At 63.1% G+C, this 16947-nt stretch carries 16 protein-coding genes and 1 tRNA gene; 4 read left to right on the top strand and 13 right to left on the bottom strand.

What is annotated here, in order from left to right:
* Positions 1–283: hypothetical protein (locus KGJ62_15005; GenBank protein ID MDE2127887.1), on the bottom strand; the 283-nt coding region annotated here is incomplete at its 3' end.
* 363 nt (positions 284–646) lie between these two features.
* On the opposite strand from KGJ62_15005, the gene KGJ62_15000 reads away from it, so the two are divergent.
* Positions 647–1591: a hypothetical protein gene (locus tag KGJ62_15000; protein MDE2127886.1), complete on the top strand. Its 945-nt coding sequence runs from the start codon at positions 647–649 to the stop codon at positions 1589–1591.
* A gap of 161 nt (positions 1592–1752) precedes the next feature.
* Here the strand turns inward: KGJ62_15000 and KGJ62_14995 are convergent, their stop codons facing one another.
* The 6 genes from KGJ62_14995 to KGJ62_14970 form a co-directional block, all read right to left on the bottom strand.
* Positions 1753–2385 (bottom strand): hypothetical protein, encoded by a 633-nt coding sequence (locus KGJ62_14995; protein MDE2127885.1) that lies wholly within the window; start codon positions 2383–2385, stop codon positions 1753–1755.
* 76 nt (positions 2386–2461) lie between these two features.
* The gene (locus KGJ62_14990) at positions 2462–3271 is read right to left on the bottom strand and encodes a sigma-70 family RNA polymerase sigma factor (GenBank protein ID MDE2127884.1); all 810 of its coding nucleotides are present in this window, start codon (positions 3269–3271) and stop codon (positions 2462–2464) included.
* 151 nt (positions 3272–3422) lie between these two features.
* Positions 3423–4676: an MFS transporter gene (locus KGJ62_14985; protein MDE2127883.1), complete on the bottom strand. Its 1254-nt coding sequence runs from the start codon at positions 4674–4676 to the stop codon at positions 3423–3425.
* Positions 4677–4697: 21 nt separating this feature from the next.
* Positions 4698–5915: an exo-alpha-sialidase gene (locus KGJ62_14980; GenBank protein ID MDE2127882.1), complete on the bottom strand. Its 1218-nt coding sequence runs from the start codon at positions 5913–5915 to the stop codon at positions 4698–4700.
* Positions 5916–6026: 111 nt separating this feature from the next.
* The gene (locus KGJ62_14975; GenBank protein MDE2127881.1) at positions 6027–6314 is read right to left on the bottom strand and encodes a hypothetical protein; all 288 of its coding nucleotides are present in this window, start codon (positions 6312–6314) and stop codon (positions 6027–6029) included.
* Between the two features lie 163 nt (positions 6315–6477).
* Complete coding sequence (locus KGJ62_14970) at positions 6478–7806, bottom strand: MFS transporter (GenBank protein ID MDE2127880.1); 1329 nt, start codon at positions 7804–7806, stop codon at positions 6478–6480.
* 72 nt (positions 7807–7878) lie between these two features.
* Between KGJ62_14970 and KGJ62_14965 the strand changes: the two genes are divergently transcribed.
* From KGJ62_14965 to KGJ62_14955, 3 genes are read left to right on the top strand one after another with little or no spacing between them, the layout of a single operon-like run.
* The gene (locus KGJ62_14965) at positions 7879–9315 is read left to right on the top strand and encodes a sulfatase-like hydrolase/transferase (GenBank protein MDE2127879.1); all 1437 of its coding nucleotides are present in this window, start codon (positions 7879–7881) and stop codon (positions 9313–9315) included.
* Entirely contained in the window at positions 9312–10325 is a 1014-nt protein-coding gene (locus tag KGJ62_14960) for a Gfo/Idh/MocA family oxidoreductase (GenBank protein MDE2127878.1), read from the top strand. The genes KGJ62_14965 and KGJ62_14960 overlap by 4 nt, the downstream gene beginning before the upstream one ends.
* Positions 10226–12667 (top strand): glycoside hydrolase family 95 protein, encoded by a 2442-nt coding sequence (locus KGJ62_14955; protein ID MDE2127877.1) that lies wholly within the window; start codon positions 10226–10228, stop codon positions 12665–12667. The genes KGJ62_14960 and KGJ62_14955 overlap by 100 nt, the downstream gene beginning before the upstream one ends.
* A gap of 333 nt (positions 12668–13000) precedes the next feature.
* Here KGJ62_14955 and KGJ62_14950 read toward each other — a convergent pair.
* The 6 genes from KGJ62_14950 to KGJ62_14925 all read right to left on the bottom strand — a co-directional run bounded on the left by KGJ62_14950 (position 13001) and on the right by KGJ62_14925 (position 16941).
* Positions 13001–13072, bottom strand: a tRNA-Asn gene (locus KGJ62_14950).
* 739 nt (positions 13073–13811) lie between these two features.
* Positions 13812–14564 (bottom strand): hypothetical protein, encoded by a 753-nt coding sequence (locus tag KGJ62_14945; GenBank protein MDE2127876.1) that lies wholly within the window; start codon positions 14562–14564, stop codon positions 13812–13814.
* Positions 14565–14672: 108 nt separating this feature from the next.
* Positions 14673–15347, bottom strand: a complete 675-nt coding sequence (locus tag KGJ62_14940) for an RHS repeat-associated core domain-containing protein (protein ID MDE2127875.1) — start codon at positions 15345–15347, stop codon at positions 14673–14675.
* Positions 15348–15362: 15 nt separating this feature from the next.
* Positions 15363–16163: a HEAT repeat domain-containing protein gene (locus KGJ62_14935; protein MDE2127874.1), complete on the bottom strand. Its 801-nt coding sequence runs from the start codon at positions 16161–16163 to the stop codon at positions 15363–15365.
* A 28-nt stretch (positions 16164–16191) separates the two neighbouring features.
* Positions 16192–16590, bottom strand: coding sequence for a hypothetical protein (locus KGJ62_14930; protein ID MDE2127873.1), 399 nt, complete (start codon positions 16588–16590; stop codon positions 16192–16194).
* Positions 16591–16941, bottom strand: a complete 351-nt coding sequence (locus KGJ62_14925) for an RHS repeat-associated core domain-containing protein (GenBank protein MDE2127872.1) — start codon at positions 16939–16941, stop codon at positions 16591–16593.
* Positions 16942–16947: the final 6 nt, after the last annotated feature.

Raw genomic sequence — 16947 nt, 5'->3', positions numbered from 1 at the left:
TGCTGAGTATGCCTCCGACCCGCGGAGCCGGCAGTCCTGGCTGAAGCATATTCCGCCTCCGATGCGCTGCCGTCCCGCACGCGAAGCGCATTGCCGTGCTGTTTGCCACACCAAGGTTGGTTTCCTGCGCCGATTCCGTCATCCCGCTGACTTCTATCAGCGCCCTACAGGCACGTGAAGCGCCTGATTGCACGGGGCTGACCGCACATGCACAGTTCGCATGTGTGAGCACGAAAACCACAATTAGTTGGTCGGCGCCTGCGAACACCGGTTTATTAATCATCTAAAAAGCTTGTGATTTTGAGATCGTTTTCTTTTACGGCCAAGACGTATCGCCACAGAGGCGTTCGCATCGGCATAATCGCATTCAGGAGGCGTACCACTGATCCGGACCCCCAAATCACGCGCGCGCCGTGAGCGCGACACGGGCAATAGTCCAGCCTCCGCGGTAGCCGATGAGCGGCCGCCGATTGCTGCAAGGGACCCTGTCGACCCCGTTGACATCGAGGCGGACTCTCAACATATTGACGAATTCGACGCGGACGACCTGGACTTCCTCGCGCCCGCCTCGCCCGAGTGTGTCGGTGATGACGCACTGCGGCGCGTTATCCAGGAAGGCATCCGGTACCACCAGGCGGCAGCCGTGATGCGGCACGTCGCGGGTTGTGAGTTTTGTCAGCACGAATACCGTGAGATAAACAAGCTGCTGGCGCTCGGCGCCGAGAACCGGCTGCGAGAGTCGATCGCGGCCGGACCAGAAAAGATCTTTTCGATCATCCGGACTACCGGTCGAGGCGAGCGCCGTCGCGAGCGGACACGCCGCCTCGGGCAGGCGCTCGGCTACGGTGTGCTGCTGGTTGCCGCCGGCGGCACAGCCGCGCTGTTAGCTATTCACACGTTCCGCGCTCAAGCTCCCGTTCTTCCCGAGACATCCCTGCTGCCCTCCCAGCCATCCGTTTCACCGCTGGTGACCAGGGCGCTCTACCACGCGGAACCGGCGGCGCAGACCGGTCGCGGCATGTCGGTTACGCCGGGTCTCTCGCTGTTCGCCGCGTCACCCAGCGGCACGGCCATCCTAACTACACAGCCTGAGTTGATTGCAACGGCGCCGAAAAAGGCGCCGTTGCTGTTCGTGCTGGAAACACTGCGCGGCCAGCATTGGGAGGTGGTTTTGCGCACCACGTCGGTATCGCACACGTTTAAGGTGGCCACGCCACTCGCCCGCGGCGTCACTTACCGATGGTATGTCCGGGCCGCGAACGGCCAGCGTTCCTCGGACGCCACATTCCTCGTCCTCGACTCGGCCGCTGCCTCAAGAGTTCAGGAAGCCAGGGCCGAAGAGGCAGCGAGCTCCCTACAGATGGCGCTCCTCTATACCTACTATGGCCTCGCAGACGATGCAATCGCGGCAACGGAGCATCCCGGACTGGATCCGACCGCGGCGAGGAACGTAGTCGCCTATGTGCGGCGCCATTTCCACACAAACCTGCCACCTGCTCCTCAGCCACAGGATGAGCCTGCCGGTATTGGGCAGGCGCAACAGCCGCCACACGACACCACCGTACCTCCAACCGGCCAACCGACTCATTGAGCGCGATGGCGCTTCTGAGGCCTCGCCCTGCCGTTCTCGCGTGCGCGGCCAGCCCGATCCACGGCGCCTACCGCCTATAGGTCACAGAGGTCCCAAAGCGCAGAGGTTCAGGCTGCAGCCGCCGCGCGGCCGCAAGCCGCAGCCCGAGGTGCGCGTGAGGCTCACCATCCTTCCAGGCATGCGCGGACTTCCGGAACTGCAGCCAGGACTTGACGTGCCCTCATGACGCCGGATCGAATTGTCGCCGGGTTCATAGGGGGGTTCGCTTGGAGTGAGATCTCCTGGCAGGTCATTTCATAGACTACGTTCCAGGTTAACCACTGGCGGTAGGTCGGATTCTTTATATGAGTGGCTATCAGCTGGACGACTTCATCTGGGTCGGTTTCCTCGCACCGTCGCAACCACCTGGCAAAGTCAAGGGCTTCGAGCCCCTCCGGGCCCAACTCAGCAATCGCGCAGACGCACTCGCTGTGATTCCACTTTTTGTTGGCCCGTGCCGCAGCCGACCGCACCCATCGGCGAAAGTCTACGGTCCAGATGGTCACGTCCAACTGGCGGCTTACCCTTCGGTCCGCCCACGATTGCCAGCGAAGCACCTCGTCGCCGATCCACTCCGCGTGGGCATCCTGGGACCAGCTGACAGATCCGGAGTACGGCGAAAGAATCTTCGTGACGCGCTCCTCGACCGACTTCCAGCCATCCTCGCGCGCGCGCGGGTCGCCGTCACACCACCTTGCCACGAGCGCATTCCAGGCCTCCCATGTCGCCCGACGCTGCTGGTCCTGTAATGTCATGCTGGCCATGCTCCGCTCCGATCGCCTGGCCGCCGACGGACGTACCAGGCCGAGTTGGTCCCACATATAGAAGAAGTCAGCGCGGCGCGCGGGTGTTGCAGAGTCCTGGTCGATCTGCAAATTCGGCGGCGGCGGGCGAATCGGGCTGCTGCAATCGTAACGAGAACCGCAGCACGGGTGGAAGATCAAAGTGCGCTCGCGCCGGCTCACGCGTCACGCGGCGCGGGACCGGAGGGGCCGTGGGAGCGGTGCGCCACTCGCGCCGCGCCGCCGCTGGTCGGCGCGAGACGGGCCGTAACTCGGAGTTCGCCTCCGACAGCCGATCCGCAACCACGATGCGTGCCCGCTCTATAACGCGAGAGATTGCGCTTTGCGAAAGGCCGGCCTCTTGTGCGATCTCGCGGAGCGTCCAGCCCTCTGTTCTCAGAAGCAGCCATTTCACCGATGGCACGCTCTGAGCCAGATCGTGCACCAGTTCGGCGTCCAATGCCATCCGGTCGGCAGCCGGATCCACGTCGTGTTGGCGGCAGCGGTCGTCCATCCATGAGTTAAGGTGTGCGTTCACGAACTCAATGCGCCGCGAGGCCCTGAGCGCGCGATGCCGAACCCAGTTGTCGAAAACCGCCGACCAGGGGTTTACCGGCTTGTCCTTGCGAATGCGCGTGAGCGCCCAGATCACAATCTCCGAGGCGCAATCGTCAATCAAATCGCGCAGTGCCGGCGCTGGAGCTTTGCTGCCGCCAAGGTTCAGGGTACGCGCAGCGATCCGGCGCACACGGCGATCAATGCGATGAGCGACCTGCTCAAACGCCGAGTCGCTGCCCGCTCGGGCACGCTGCAGCAAAACGTCCCATTCGATCTGCTCGGCTGAAGGGGTGTGAGACATTTTCCCGTCCCTGCAAAACCGATCTCCCGTCCGACGCTCAGCGGCCGGCCATAACGCGTCGACCGCAAACTGCATCCCTTATTATACCCCCGTAGTCGATACTCCTACAGAATCTGGCGATAGACCCGCGCGACACAGTCCGACCACGGGCCTATCGACCGGGCTTGACACCAGCCAACCATGCCCGCATTGCCAGCCTGGCGGCAGCGGCCAGGATCGCCCCGACCAGAACGTAGACAACGGCGGCAGACACGATCGACAGGCTCATGGGGAAGCCATGATCCGAGGCAAAGCCGACTGCGACTGTGCCAAGGCCGCCTCCAAACCAACCGATCATGTTCAACAGCCCAACGCCGGCGCCGCGATCTCCGGGTCGGATGACATCAAACAGACCTGCCCATATATTGGCATCATAGCACCCTTTGAAGAAGCCGAAGAGCGTGAGCGCAAGCACAAGCACGGGCACCGATCGGGTAAGCCCTGCCAGCGCAATGAACGGCGCTCCCGCCAACGCAGCAACGGCCTGCCAAGCTATACGGCCGCCGCGATGACGCATCTGGTACCTGTCGCCTATCCAACCGCCGAATGCGCTGCCAAACATACTGCCGACCTGGAGGAACAGCACCGCGCCGATGCCCGCGACCGCGAGGTTGAGGTGAAACTTGTCGTGTAAAAAGGTGGGCATCCACACCAGGAATATGAGCGCCACCAGATTTGCGCCGAAGAACGCGGCTGCCAGCAATGCGGCCGCCAATGGAAGCAGCGTGGCTGGCTCGCTTTGCGCCGTTTCTTCCCACCGGCTTTCCGCGGGCGCCGCCCGGCTGGCTCGGACGGGTTCGAGCAGCATCCTCGCCAGCAGTATGCTGAGAATACCGCCGGCGAACATCAGCAGGAGAAATGGCGAGCGCCAACCGTAGTGCAGCGCCATCCAACCGGCCAGGCCGCCACCGAGGACGGTGCCGGCATAGACACCCGTCTGGTGGATACCCATCGCGCGCGATCGCGTTGAGGTGGGGTGGTAGTCGGCGAGCATCGACATCGACGCCGGAAAATAGAACGTCTCCCCCAGCGCTTCGGCGCCACGAACCACAACAAACTGCCAGACCAGCCGGCACGAAGCCGTCGCGCCGGTTATCGCGCTCCAGATAGCCAAACCCAGAAGGATGACCGGCTTCCGCGCTACGCGATCCACTACCACCCCGGCCAGCGGCGCAGAGAGCGCATAGACCCACATGAAGGCGAGCGAGATGAGACCCAGCGACGACTTCGAAAAGCCGTACCGGGACTCCAGCAGCGGATAAATAGCAAATAACGCTTGACGATCTGCATAGTTGAGCACGCAGATCAGCCACAACATCGCAACCACCATCCACCGGTAGCGGCGATCGCCGCCCAGGCGCATCATCTTGCGCGCGATGACCGGCGGCTAAGGCTCATGTTTCTGCAAGAGCCACGCCTCCGTGAGGCGGACGTGCTTGATCGATTCACCCGCGGGCTTTCCGGTCGCCTGGTCAATGCCCGGCGCATAACTGTACGTTACGTCGATCTGCCCATCACGTTCCTGGATAATCGACGGATAGGAGTACGATCCAGCTCCGGTAGCGCGCGTGTCGTTCTCGATGTGACGCATCACCGGCCACGTACGGCCCTCGTCGTCGGAGACCCACACGGCAAGGCGCCGCCTCGACTCCTGCGTGTCGTTACCCACCAACAGCCACCTTCCGCTCTTCAGAACCACCACATCGAGGCCCGAGCCCGGATTTGGCAGCGATATATCCCGTGGAAGAGTCCAGGTCTCTCCGTCATCCTTCGATTCGCTCATCTGGATGCGTTGAGGCGGAGGTCCGTTGTCGCGCATAAAGGCGACCAGTGTACCGTCCTTCCGTTCAGCAATGGCCGGCTGCACGCCACCGGGTCCGACCAGGGGTTCGCTGTTGTGCCAGGTCAAGCCCCAGTCGTCGCTGATCGCCATCATGGAGAAATCAAACCCATCGGAATAGAGTGGCACGATGAGTCGTTTTCGGTTGGCGACAAACGGATGCGCGCGGCCCATCCAGCCCAGCCGCCGGCTCAACATATTCCCGGCCATGGCGTGGTGCTCTGCAAGATACGTATCGATGCGGGCTTTGTCCCGCGCGTCAGCCGCGGCGCGGTATGGCGCCCATTGAGCGTCAAGGTGAGCCGCAACTGCAGCCTGGAACCGGGGGCCGGGGCGGGTCAGCACGTTCTGCTGCCACTGCCACTTGGGCGGACCACTCCGCTGCTGATAGTCGTCGCTCCACTCCTGCTGCAGCAGAGCGTGCTCCCAGTGGTGATCCAGTATGATGTTCCAGAATAGGTGAAGCCGCCCGCCGGGATCGATGATCATGCACGGGTTGGTGTCAGGGAATCCCGCTGTGTCGGCCATAACAAACGGGGCGGACCAACGCTGACTTCCGGCATGAAGCCGCGCGCCCATGATCCGCACGTCGTCGGCCTCGCGTTCGCCGCTACCACGGTACCAGCAGCAGAGCAGATCGCCGTTGGGGCACTGAACCACGCAGCTGGCATGATTGTGCAGCCGCTGCAGCGGAAATATAAGTTGCGATTGCAGACCGTCAGGCTGAGGCAGCAAAGCGACGAGTACGGCAAACAGCAGCGGCATTCACAGGAACCTCCGTAAAGAGTGGTTCCCGCTGAAGCCCATCAATTCCTTGACCGTGTCGCCGACGCGTCGCCTGGCAGACAACCAGAGCGGCCGGCGGTAAGTAACGGCCTACCAGAAGCCCATATCCACCGTTGGCAGCGCATCCATCTGTGCCGCCTTCAACTCGTGCATCATCGCAATCTCTTTATCGATAAGCTTTCGCAGCGCCTCGTCGATCCGGCCTTCGCGCAGCGCGCGGATAATGTTCAAATCGATCCGGCGCCAGCGATTATCCAGGTACAGCGCCAGGTATTCGGCCGGAGTCTCCGGATCAATGCCGGAGCGCGGGCGTTCCGTGTAGGCGCCACTGCACATCAGTCGTGCACGGTGGCCGCGATAGGTTATCTCCAGGCTCAATCTTACAGGTTCCTTCCACTGGCTTGCCGCGTCAGGGCAGCCCGCTTCCGCCGTGGCGCTTCAGCACCTGGCGCCGGCTCCGTATGGTTACCTGCGATGTGCCGCGGGTCTCGCGCGTCGTGCAGGGTCGCGCTCGGCAATCGCCAACCCGCCTGCGGCCGGGCTACGGTACAGGCGGCTGTGGCGCACCTTCGCTGCCGTGATCCATGCGACCTCGGCGCTTGCTGCCACGAAACAGGAGCGGAAACACCAGCGCGCAGATGACGGTCATGGCGCAGGGAATGAGGAAAATGGTGCGCCAATCGGAGACTTGCTGCATTTTACCGGCGACTAGCCTGCTGTGCGTGAACATGCTCTGAATATTGCCGGCAACAATACTGCCAACGAACATGCTGCCACCAAGCACTACGACGGCCACCAGGGCCTGCGCCGACGCCCGGATATCGGCCGGCGCCACCTGATCCACATAGATGTAACCTACCACGAAGAAGAAGACGTAGCAGAGCCCATGCAGCGCCAGGGCCGGAATCACGAGCCACGGGTACGGGAAAAACGCAAAGATGGCGTAACGGATCGGCCATGCCAGAATACCGATCACGAGCGTCTTCCGTACGCCCCATTTCCGCAGGAACAGCGGTAGGAGCAGCATCACGGTAAACTCGGCAGCCTGGGCCAGGGTCATCACCATCGGCACGAGGTTGGCTGCGATGCCCACACCGTGCTCCGCTCTCGGCGCCCCAAGAAATGGCGATGTGAGCAAGTAGTAGAACATCAGTTCCGTACCGACCACGAATGAGATCGCCATAAAAATCGCGAAATCCCAGTCCAGGAAGAGCGTGAGCGCTTTGAGAAAAGCAAACGGGTCGGTGCCTTCGCCCTTCGGCGGTGTCGCCGGCAGAAACAGGCAGAAAACCGCGAGGACCAGCGCCAGCACACCCGCGAGATAGAATACATCGCCGTTCCCCGATATCCCACTAATCGTTCGCCATCCGGTGAGCATCCAGCCGGCCAGGATCCAGCCGATCGTACCGCCGACCCGGATTCCGCCAAACTCCCGCTCGCTGCTGGAAAGGTGCGAAAAAGTGATCGAGTTGGTCAGCGCGAGGGTTGGCGCGTAGAATATGGATGAAAAGAACATCAGCGCGGCCAGTGGGCCAAAGTGGCGCTCACTTCCCATTACGATGAGCGCTACACCTGCCATGACGTGGCAGAGTGCCAGCAGCCATTCCGTATTCATCCACCGGTCGGCAATCTGCCCGGCGAGCATCGGAGCAAAGATGGTGGCGAGCGGCAGCATACTGAATATCAGGCCGACCTGGGCGCCGCTAAGCCCCAGGCCATGGTCCCGAATAGCGCTGGTCAGGTACAGGCCGCCCGCCGCGGACCATGCGCCCCAAATGGCGTACTCCAGCACCATCATAACGGTAAGCCGCAACCGGATGCCGATGTTCACCGCTAGCTCCTTGTGCCCGTCACTAAGCGAGTGCCCCAAGTCCGTGCCTGCTTTCGCCGGCGCAGTTGTCGCTTCCTGCCGCACACGGTCATCCCACAGTGAGATTCCTCTATGAATGTGATTCTGGTCAGCATGGACACTACCCGCGCCGACCGCCTCGGGTGCTACGGTTACGCGCGGGCTACTTCGCCCGCTCTGGACGCGGTCGCCGGCCAGGGCGCCGTCTTCCAGAACTTTTTTAGTCCATTCATCCCAACGTTTCCCGGCCATACCACGATGTTCACCGGCAAGGATATTTACGCGCATGGCGTCACCTGCCAATCGATCGACCACAAGCCAAGGCCGGGAGTACGGACCATCGCGGAGCTGCTGGCCGAGCGCGGCTACTTTACTGCCGGGGCCGATAACCTTGGGAACTGGTTTCAGCGCGGTTTCCGGCATTACGAAACGTACGAGTGGGAGCGCGCGGTTTCGGGTGGATGGCGTAAGGCCGAGGCGGTGGAAGCTGCCGCCACTCGCGTCGCCGGGCGTATCGCCGGCCAGAACCAGCCATTCTTCTTCTTTATTCACTACTGGGACCCGCACACGCCGTATCTGCCACCGGCGCCGTTTGACCGGTGCTTCTATAACGGTGACGAACATGACCCGGCAAACCACAGCATGGATCCAGTCTGGCAATTTGAGACATTCAAGAACTACTTCGCCGAATGGATGCCCGGGGTGACCGACATCGAGTTTCCGAAGGCACAGTACGATGCCGAAATCGCCTACATGGATGCCAGCCTCGGGCGTATTATCGAACTCTGCAGGACGCTGGGGCTTCTCAATGACACGTTGCTCGCAATCACGGCTGATCATGGTGAAGAGCTGGATGAGCACAGTTACTGGTTCGATCACCACGGCCTGTACGATACCAACCTGCGCATACCACTGGTACTTTCCGATTCCGGAGCGCGGATCCCAGGCGGACGCCGGGTGGCTGCGACTTCAAGTATGCTGGACATCGCACCCACCGTTCTGGACTACTGCGGAGCAGGCGATCTTGCTGCGCGCGAAGGACTGCCCGGTCGATCCCTGCTGCCCCTGTGCAGTGGCGATGTGACCGCCGACACCGCGCCATTCCTGCACATCACGGAAAACACGTGGATGAAGAAGCGCGGGCTTCGAACCGGCCCGTGGAAGTTTATCGTGCCGTTGGAGGTTCCGGATATGCACGGAGCGCGAGACGTGGAGCTATACGACCTGAATGCCGATCCGGGTGAGAGGCAGAACCTTGCCGCTCAACGCCCGGAGATGGTGGCGCGCCTCTCCGCCCAGATGCAGGAGCATGTTGCGGAGCGACTGGAAGCAACCGGACTACCCGACCCTCTGCCGCGGCAGCCGATTCCGCTTCGGTATATTGGCAGCCTGGCTACGGCGGTGCCGCACGATGAAGGACTGCTTCGGGAGCGAGCCAGCATCCTGGATGAGAAGCTCCCAGGCGGCGACTTCATCGGGTACGAGCGCGATGACGAGAACAAATCGAATGCTGGAGGTACGGCGGAATGACGGCTGACAAGCTGCGTTGGGCAATACTGGGCACCGGCCGCATCGCCAACAAGTTTGCGGATGGCGTGGCGCGGTCGCTGACCGGCGAAGTTACGGTGGTCGGCAGCCGGACCGCTGCGAGCGCCCAGGAGTTCGCCTCGCCGCGCGCGATTGAGCATGCTTATGGAACCTACCAGGAGGCGGTTGATTCCCCATACGCTGAGGCCGTCTACATCTCGCTGCCGAACCACCTTCACGCCGAGTGGAGTGTGGCGGCGGCGCGGGCAGGAAAGCACGTGCTGTGCGAAAAGCCGCTGGCGATGAATGCCCAGGAGGCCGAAACCGTGATCGGCGAGGCCCGGCGTGCCGATGTCTTCTTTATGGAGGCGTTCATGTATCGCTGCCACCCACAGATCCACAAGTTGTGGCAGTTGATGCAGGAAGGCGCGATCGGTACGCCACGAATGATACAAGCCACGTTCTCATTCCACATGCGAGACAGGCAGGATGATGTGCGCCGGCAGGCAGCCATAGGCGGCGGCGGCATTATGGATGTAGGCTGTTACACCATGAGCCTCGCCCGCCTGGCAGCCGGCGCCGAGCCGGAATCGATCGCGGGCCACGCTGAGTTTGGACCAACTGGCGTGGATGAATGGGCCACGGCGTCCGTGAAGTTCGCCGGTGGCTGCCTCGCGAATCTTGCGTGTGGGATGAGCGTTGGCGCGGACTCTGAATTTCGCGTGTGGGGCAGCGATGGCTGGATCCGGATACCGCACCCCTGGCTGCCCGGCGAGCAGGGCGAAACGCTCACCGTGATGCGCCTTGGCGCTTCTGCCCCGGAGACACTGGCGGTGGACTCCAACACCCACCTCTTCGCCCTTGAGGCAGATGCCGTTGCGACGCATCTGAAAGACCGGCAGGCGCCTCGCCCGTGGATGAGCTGGCAAGACTCTCTGGGTCAGGCGCGAGCATTGGACTGGTGGCGCCACTCGGCCGGCGTGCTCTGGCCCGGCGAAGCGCCGCACCGGTAGTGGCGGCTCACGCGCATGCCTGGCGCCTCTGGTACCCGATGCCCGCCGAGCAGTGGCTGGAAGCGCTGCCTGTGGGAAATGGTCGCATTGGCGCGATGGTCTTCGGCGGTGTTGCTCATGAGCGGATCGCGCTGAACGAAGAGACTGTTTGGGCGGGCCGACGCAGAGTCCCGATTCGGCCCGAGGCTCGGACGGCCCTCGAAACGGTAAGGGACCTGCTGCGGCAAGGCCGACCCCAGGATGCCGAGGAAGCGGCACGCGCCGGAATGCTGGGTGATCCGCCGGGTGTCGATTCGTACCAAACGCTCGGCGACCTTGAACTTGACATGGAGCTGACGGACGGGGTCGCAGACTACCGGCGCGAGTTGTGCCTGAACACCGGAATCGCTGCTACCACCTTCACAATCGCCGATTCCCGGATCGAACGCGAGACGTTCGTCAGCGCGGAAGCCAACCTGCTTGCCGTTAGGACGAGCACCGGCGGCACGCAGCTACCTGCGCTTGTTGTACGCCTGAGCCGGGCGCGCGATGCGGAGGTGACTGCCGATGAGAACCGGATCTGGATGATGGGCACGGTCTGCGGCCGCAACGAGCCGGCGCCGCCAGCCGATGCCGTGCGCTTCGCAGCCCTGGCTGCCGTGAACACGGACGGCGCCGTGGAGCGGTTCGGTGGCGGTCTCCGCGTCACAGAGGCCACATGGATCGAAGTGCTGGTGGCTGCGGGGACGAGTTTCCGCGGCGGCAGCCCAATCGAGATGTGCATCCAGGCCGTGGAAGGCGGCGCATCACTGGGATTCAGCGCCATCCGGGATCGGCATATAGCCGAGCATCGCACGCTCTTTGATCGTGTGGATCTCTTCCTGGAAGCGCCGACCGGTCGATCCGTACCAGAGATTGCGGCAGACGCCGCCGGGAGCGGTGCGTTCGGGTATCTTGCGGCGCTCTACTTTCAGTATGGGCGGTATCTGTTGATGGCAAGCAGCCGTCCAGGCAGCCTCCCGGCTAACCTGCAAGGCATCTGGAACGAGCACTTTGAGGCGCCATGGAACGCCGACTACCACACAAACATCAACCTGCAGATGAACTACTGGCCAGCTCTGCGCGCCAACCTCGCCGAGTGTGCGGCGCCGCTCGGTGATTTCATCGAGTCACTGGTTGCGTCCGGCGCGGAAACGGCTCGTCGGCAGTACGGATGCCGCGGCTGGGTGGTGCATCACCTCACCGATATCTTCGGCTATACGGCTGCTGCGGATGGGGTGTGGGGCGTGTGGCCAATGGGCGCAGCCTGGCTGTGCCGCCATCTGTGGGAGGATTGGCAATACAGCCAGGACGTGACGCTGCTGCAGCGCTACTGGCCCACCATTCGGGGCGCGGCCGAGTTCATGCTTGGCTTCCTCGTGGAAATGGACGATGGCCGCCTCGTCACCTCCCCATCCAGCTCACCGGAGAATGCCTATCGGCTGCCGGACGGGCGCGCCGCGTCATTTACCATCGGCGCCACGATGGACCTGGAGATCGTGGGCGATCTCTTCACTATGACACTGGCCGCCGGCGAAGTTCTTGGGCGGGATGAGGCGTTCCTCGGACAGGTGCGGAGCGCGCTGCGCCGTCTGCCGCCGCTGCAGATCAGCGCTCGAACGGGCCGCCTGCAGGAGTGGCTGGAGGACTTCGATGAGGTCGAGCCTGGGCACCGTCATGTCTCGCACCTCTACGCGCTCCATCCCGGTGAGCAGATTGAACTGGAAAGTCAGCCGGAGCTGGCGGAGGCGGCCCGCAAATCGCTGGAGTGGCGTCTGGCGAACGGCGGCGCGCACACCGGCTGGAGTCGTGCGTGGATGATCAACTTCTTCGCCCGCCTGGCCGACGGCGACAGCGCCCACGAGCACTTGCGTCAGCTGCTGCTGGCAAGTACGGCGGCAAACCTGTTTGATATGCACCCTCCGTTCCAGATTGACGGCAATTTCGGTGGATGCGCGGGCATCGGCGAGATGCTGCTCCAGTGCCACGGCAGCATCATCCGGCTGCTGCCGGCGCTGCCGGAAGCATGGCCGAGCGGGAGCGTTCGAGGTTTATGCGCCCGCGGCGGCTTTGATGTTTCAATCGGGTGGGAGAACGGGCGCCTCACAACCGCGGAGATACTCTCTCGTGCCGGCAGGAACTGCGTGGTGTGCGCCGACCGCTGGCTGACCGTGCGTCGTGCAGGAAGTTTGTGCCCGACCCACCACTTTGCAACAGGCCATAAGATGCGGAGCTGCGCAACGGAATTTGCCACTGCAGTCGGGGAAGCCTACGTCTTGACGCCAGATCCGTCCGGCACGGCGGAAGCGACACCGCCGCGTTAGTCCGTGGCACGAAACGCCGCCGCCTGGTAACTCGTAGTGCGCGGTAGTGCGGGAACGGAGAATCTATGAGCGCCCAGGGAAAATCTCGAAGCAAACGATCGCGGCCGGCCTGCTGTTCGTGCCTGTTCTGGCTCGTGCTGCTGTTGGCAGGCTTCTATGGCGGAATCCGCGCCACAATTCATACCATCCGTCGTGGGCCAGGTTGGGCTCGCCGCACACTGCACATGGTTGAACCAAACAGCGCCCGGCTCGAAGTACGACATGTTCCGCCGAGCAGACCAACTGCAAGCCCCCAATAGCACAGCCAGTTTGCTGCCGACAACGAGGAAGCTACTGCCCGCGATGGATTCGAACCATCAACATTTCGGTTAACAGCCGAACGCTCTACCGTTGAGCTAGCGGGCAACAACCGCGCCGCACCAGGGCGGCAACAGGGTAATTTAGCACGGTCAGGGACTGGTTGTCAACACGTGGCGCTGCCTCACCTAGATCCTGACCGAGGGCCCAACAGTTTTGTGGCCTTTCCGGAGGAATTACGAGGCAATCGATGAGGCAGCGCTCGAGGCGCGTACGTATGTGCCTGGCTCCGAGGATGCCGAGGTTACGTGACGGCCCGGAGCGCCACGGCAGGATGAGCGTCTCTGCAGAGCGGGCCGCGCGGCGCGCACCCGCCTGGATCGGACAAGAGCAGGCTGCAACGCCGATCAGCACCCGGCAGCCAGCGCGCGTACACCATCGACCGCTCTTGCTTGGTGTGACCATTTACTGAACGTCTATCCAGTTTCCAGCGGTGTTCTCGAACATACCGCCTACGATGCAATTCACCGCACTCTGCACGCACCGTGGGCAGCCGAGGGTCGCATGTGCCGGATTGCCCTTCCTTTTGCCCGCCTCCGGCGGGCCGTGGATACCCGTATGCCGATCTAACCGCGGCTGCCCGCAGTGACCAATCGGAATGAACCACGAACCTCCACGGCGGGGCTTCGCGGGGCCCGTCCTGATCGGCGGGTCCATCGGCCAGAAGCCGGGCCGTAGTACCGATAGCCGAGCAGTTGTAGGCCGGTTTCTGTGTCGCGATAGGTCCAATATTGTGAGCCGAAGCCCCTCGCATTGGCTGCTAACTCCGCGCCTATTGTACCAGTGGCTATGCCGTGACGCCCTCCAAGGGAGGCGGCTCGACGCCGGGCGCCAACCACTCGATGAACCCGCTGTTGTCGTAGGCCCCAAAATAGATCGCGCAGACCGATGTTGTGAGCACCCGAGCGTCCTCGGCGTCGATCTCGGCGCCAACAGCAGCCGCCGGCGCGCGCACGGATATCGGCGGCGCCGAGAGCCAGAAATGCCAAGCTGGGAAGCCCCCCACGGGCCACTCAACCAACATACGCAGTTCCTCGCCGTCGTCAGGGTCGGAGGCCGTGAGATACCACTCTCCTTCGTGGCGCCAGAATTTGCCGCGGACCCTTCCGGCGACCTCGTCGGGCGCAGGCACCGGCGGACACGTCGATCCGTCCTCCCCAACAACACGAGCCGAGCGGCCAGGATAGCCGCCGTCCATGCACGCAGCCGCCACCCAAGCTCGATTGCGGCGCAGGTGGCCCGCAAGCAGCGTGACGAGCAAGTCATCTTTGTGGCCGGGGAACACGTGGTCATCGCGTTCGGCAGGCGTGAGCGCACGCCCAATCACCTTCTCGGGGCTAAATCCGTCGCCAAACCACCAAGCCACGGGTGGCAAGGTGGGCGACCGCAGGTAGGTGGCAAACTGACCGCGGTCCAGAGGCGCGCGCCGGAGTATCTCGGCGGAAAGTGAAGACCCAACGCCGTCCTCGTGGATCGCTTCGTACAGCCAGCCGATCGCGTATAGGTTCAGCGGGTGGCGATAAATTGGTAATCGAACCATGCCATCGTCCTCCGGCGTCGTAGGCGCACCACCCCGTTTGAGGCTCCTCGTCGCGGCGCACCGCGCCGGATCCGGGGACCGTTGGCAGATCCGCGGCAACGGTACGTGTTACTCCGGAATCCACGATCCTTCCTTGTACCACCACCCGCCGTCCGGGTACATCCGCCCAACCCATTTCCTGCCGTTCTTCCTGTCGTAAAAGCAGACGACCCAATGCGGGTCGTCTTCGTGCTCCCCGCCGACGCCGTCAGGAAACATCCACATATTGCCGTCCGGCGACCACCACCTGCGACCCGGTCCTTTCCGGTACCACCCAGGGAACGGCGGCTCATCAGGCTCATTTGGATCGGGTAGCTCCGGACCCGGCAGCAGCGACCCGCGCGGACTGAAAAGATACGGCGGACGCGCCCCGTGCCGATGCTCTGGTGCTCTCGGAAAGACCTCTGGGTCGAGGTCGGAGAAGGGCAGACTTGGCAGCGGCGGATCGTAATCCAGCCCACCATCACCGTCCTCGCCCCCCGGTCCATCTGCACCAAGACCATCGTCCGGTTCGACATCCTCTGCCTGCGTGCCGCGACCGTCCACGAACACGGGCGGGTCGTTACGCACATACCCATACACATTCACCCCGCCGGCCATGCCGATGGGGTCACGGTTTACAAACCGGCCCTCTGCCGGATCGTAGTACCGGTAACCGAGGAGCTGCAGGCCCGTTTCGCTGTCGCTATAGTACCCATATTGCGAACCGAAGCCGGAGTACGGATCGGTTGCCGTACCGGAGATGGAGCGGGCGCCGCGTCAGGCGGCTGGGAGCAGGCGGGCGTCGAGCCGCGAGATGAAGGCAGCCGCCTCGTCTCGAACAACCTCCACATTATGCGTTTCCATAATGCGCGAAGCACGCCGGCGAAATCCGTCGTAATCCTCCTGGCGGACGTAGTCCGCAAGGTCAAAGTTGAAGATGTTTGACAGTATCGACCTGTCACCGCTGCGCATAGCGTGATGCAGTCGGCGCCGCGCGGCGCGGTCACCGTACGTGTAGAGCCCAATACTGATACCGATCCGGGAAAACGCGTTGTGTTCGCGAGCGAGTGCCTCCACCAGCGCTCGGTGCGTGTGCTTCGCGCGTACGGCGACCAGCGCTGCGGCAGCGTTGCGGCGGACGATCGGTGCGCTGTCGTACCGCAGCGCTGCCTTCAAGGCCGGCGCCGCGGACCTGTGCCCGATAGTGCCCAACGCATCCGCGGCCGACGACCGCACGAACCATGACGGGTCGCCGGCGAGTGCGATGGTTAATCGGATTATATCGCGCCCGTCGCGATATAATCCGATTGCATCTGCGGCGGTTGTTCTCACATGTTTGTCCGGATCCGTCATGGCTGCGCGCATAAACGCGCGAATCGCGGGCGTGTCTTGCCGTTCCAGCGCGCACACCGACCGAGCCCGGACAAAGTCATGTGGGTGCTCCAGGAGCACCAGCAACCGTTCCGGATCATCCAGCGATCCGAGGGCAAACTCGTCCACCATCGCCACGCGCTCTGCCTGGGTCGCGGCCTTCCACACCTCCCGCGGCCAGATCGAGTACGTACTGGGCTTAGCCATGGAGATTACCTCGGACTCCTCTACCCGGTCACGGCACCGGCGCCGGCACGCGCGGAGACTCGCCGGCCGGTAGCGTCCATCGTATCGGCGGCACGTCCGGCGAACCTCCGCGTCCAATGAGCTTACCGATTGCCGCGCAGGCTTCAGGCCAGAGCTCAGGCCAGAGCTCGGGATCTGCTATGATGAATATAGGGCCGCCGATGACCTCGGGGGTCTCGTCAACCAGCGGCGGATCATACGGGGCCTTGTCCATGGGCGGATGCTTCACCGGCTCCGGTACGCGGACACGCGCACGGTTGCCCGGGCCCTGGCCGCCCGGCTTCTGGCACCAGTACTTGTAGAAGGCCTTGAGCGCATCTTTACGCGGTCCCGCTGGCAATGTGTCAATAAACGCCCTCAATGCTGCGCAATCGGGGTGCGGTTTCATCTACGGGTCGTTGCCCCTTCCGGGTTGTCTCCCCTCCTTACGCCCGCTACCCTTGCCCCGGCTGTCCTTACTCTGGAGGCCCGTGCCGTCGAAAGCATTCCCCGCATCATTCCCCACGTACCCATAAACATTCACCCCGCCGGCCATGCCGATGGGGTCCCGGTTTACAAACCTGCCCTGCGCCGGATCGTAGTACCGGTAACCGAGGAGCTGCAGGCCTGTTTCGCTGTCGCTATAGTACCCATATTGTGAGCCGAAGCCGGAGTACGGATCGGTCGCTGTGCCCGAGATGGAGCGGCTGCCGAAGGCGTCGAAAGCGAAAGAGGCAAGGACGGTGTCGCTGGAGTTGATTTCTTC

The sequence above is a fragment of the Armatimonadota bacterium genome (genome assembly GCA_028871815.1).
Lineage (GTDB): Bacteria > Armatimonadota > Chthonomonadetes > Chthonomonadales > Chthonomonadaceae > REEB205.
Note: the sequence above shows the minus strand (reverse complement) of the source record. Positions and strands in the feature narration are given on the sequence as shown.

Bases quoted from the DNA above. Each gene is read 5' to 3' on its own strand.
- KGJ62_14965 (MDE2127879.1), top strand. From the start codon at position 7,879: ATGAATGTGATTCTGGTCAGCATGGACACTACCCGCGCCGACCGCCTC.
- KGJ62_14985 (MDE2127883.1), bottom strand. From the start codon at position 4,676: ATGATGCGCCTGGGCGGCGATCGCCGCTACCGGTGGATGGTGGTTGCG.
- KGJ62_14980 (MDE2127882.1), bottom strand. From the start codon at position 5,915: ATGCCGCTGCTGTTTGCCGTACTCGTCGCTTTGCTGCCTCAGCCTGAC.
- KGJ62_14990 (MDE2127884.1), bottom strand. From the start codon at position 3,271: ATGTCTCACACCCCTTCAGCCGAGCAGATCGAATGGGACGTTTTGCTG.
- KGJ62_15000 (MDE2127886.1), top strand. From the start codon at position 647: ATGCGGCACGTCGCGGGTTGTGAGTTTTGTCAGCACGAATACCGTGAG.
- KGJ62_14945 (MDE2127876.1), bottom strand. From the start codon at position 14,564: ATGGTTCGATTACCAATTTATCGCCACCCGCTGAACCTATACGCGATC.
- KGJ62_14935 (MDE2127874.1), bottom strand. From the start codon at position 16,163: ATGGCTAAGCCCAGTACGTACTCGATCTGGCCGCGGGAGGTGTGGAAG.
- KGJ62_14930 (MDE2127873.1), bottom strand. From the start codon at position 16,590: ATGAAACCGCACCCCGATTGCGCAGCATTGAGGGCGTTTATTGACACA.
- KGJ62_14995 (MDE2127885.1), bottom strand. From the start codon at position 2,385: ATGACATTACAGGACCAGCAGCGTCGGGCGACATGGGAGGCCTGGAAT.
- KGJ62_14960 (MDE2127878.1), top strand. From the start codon at position 9,312: ATGACGGCTGACAAGCTGCGTTGGGCAATACTGGGCACCGGCCGCATC.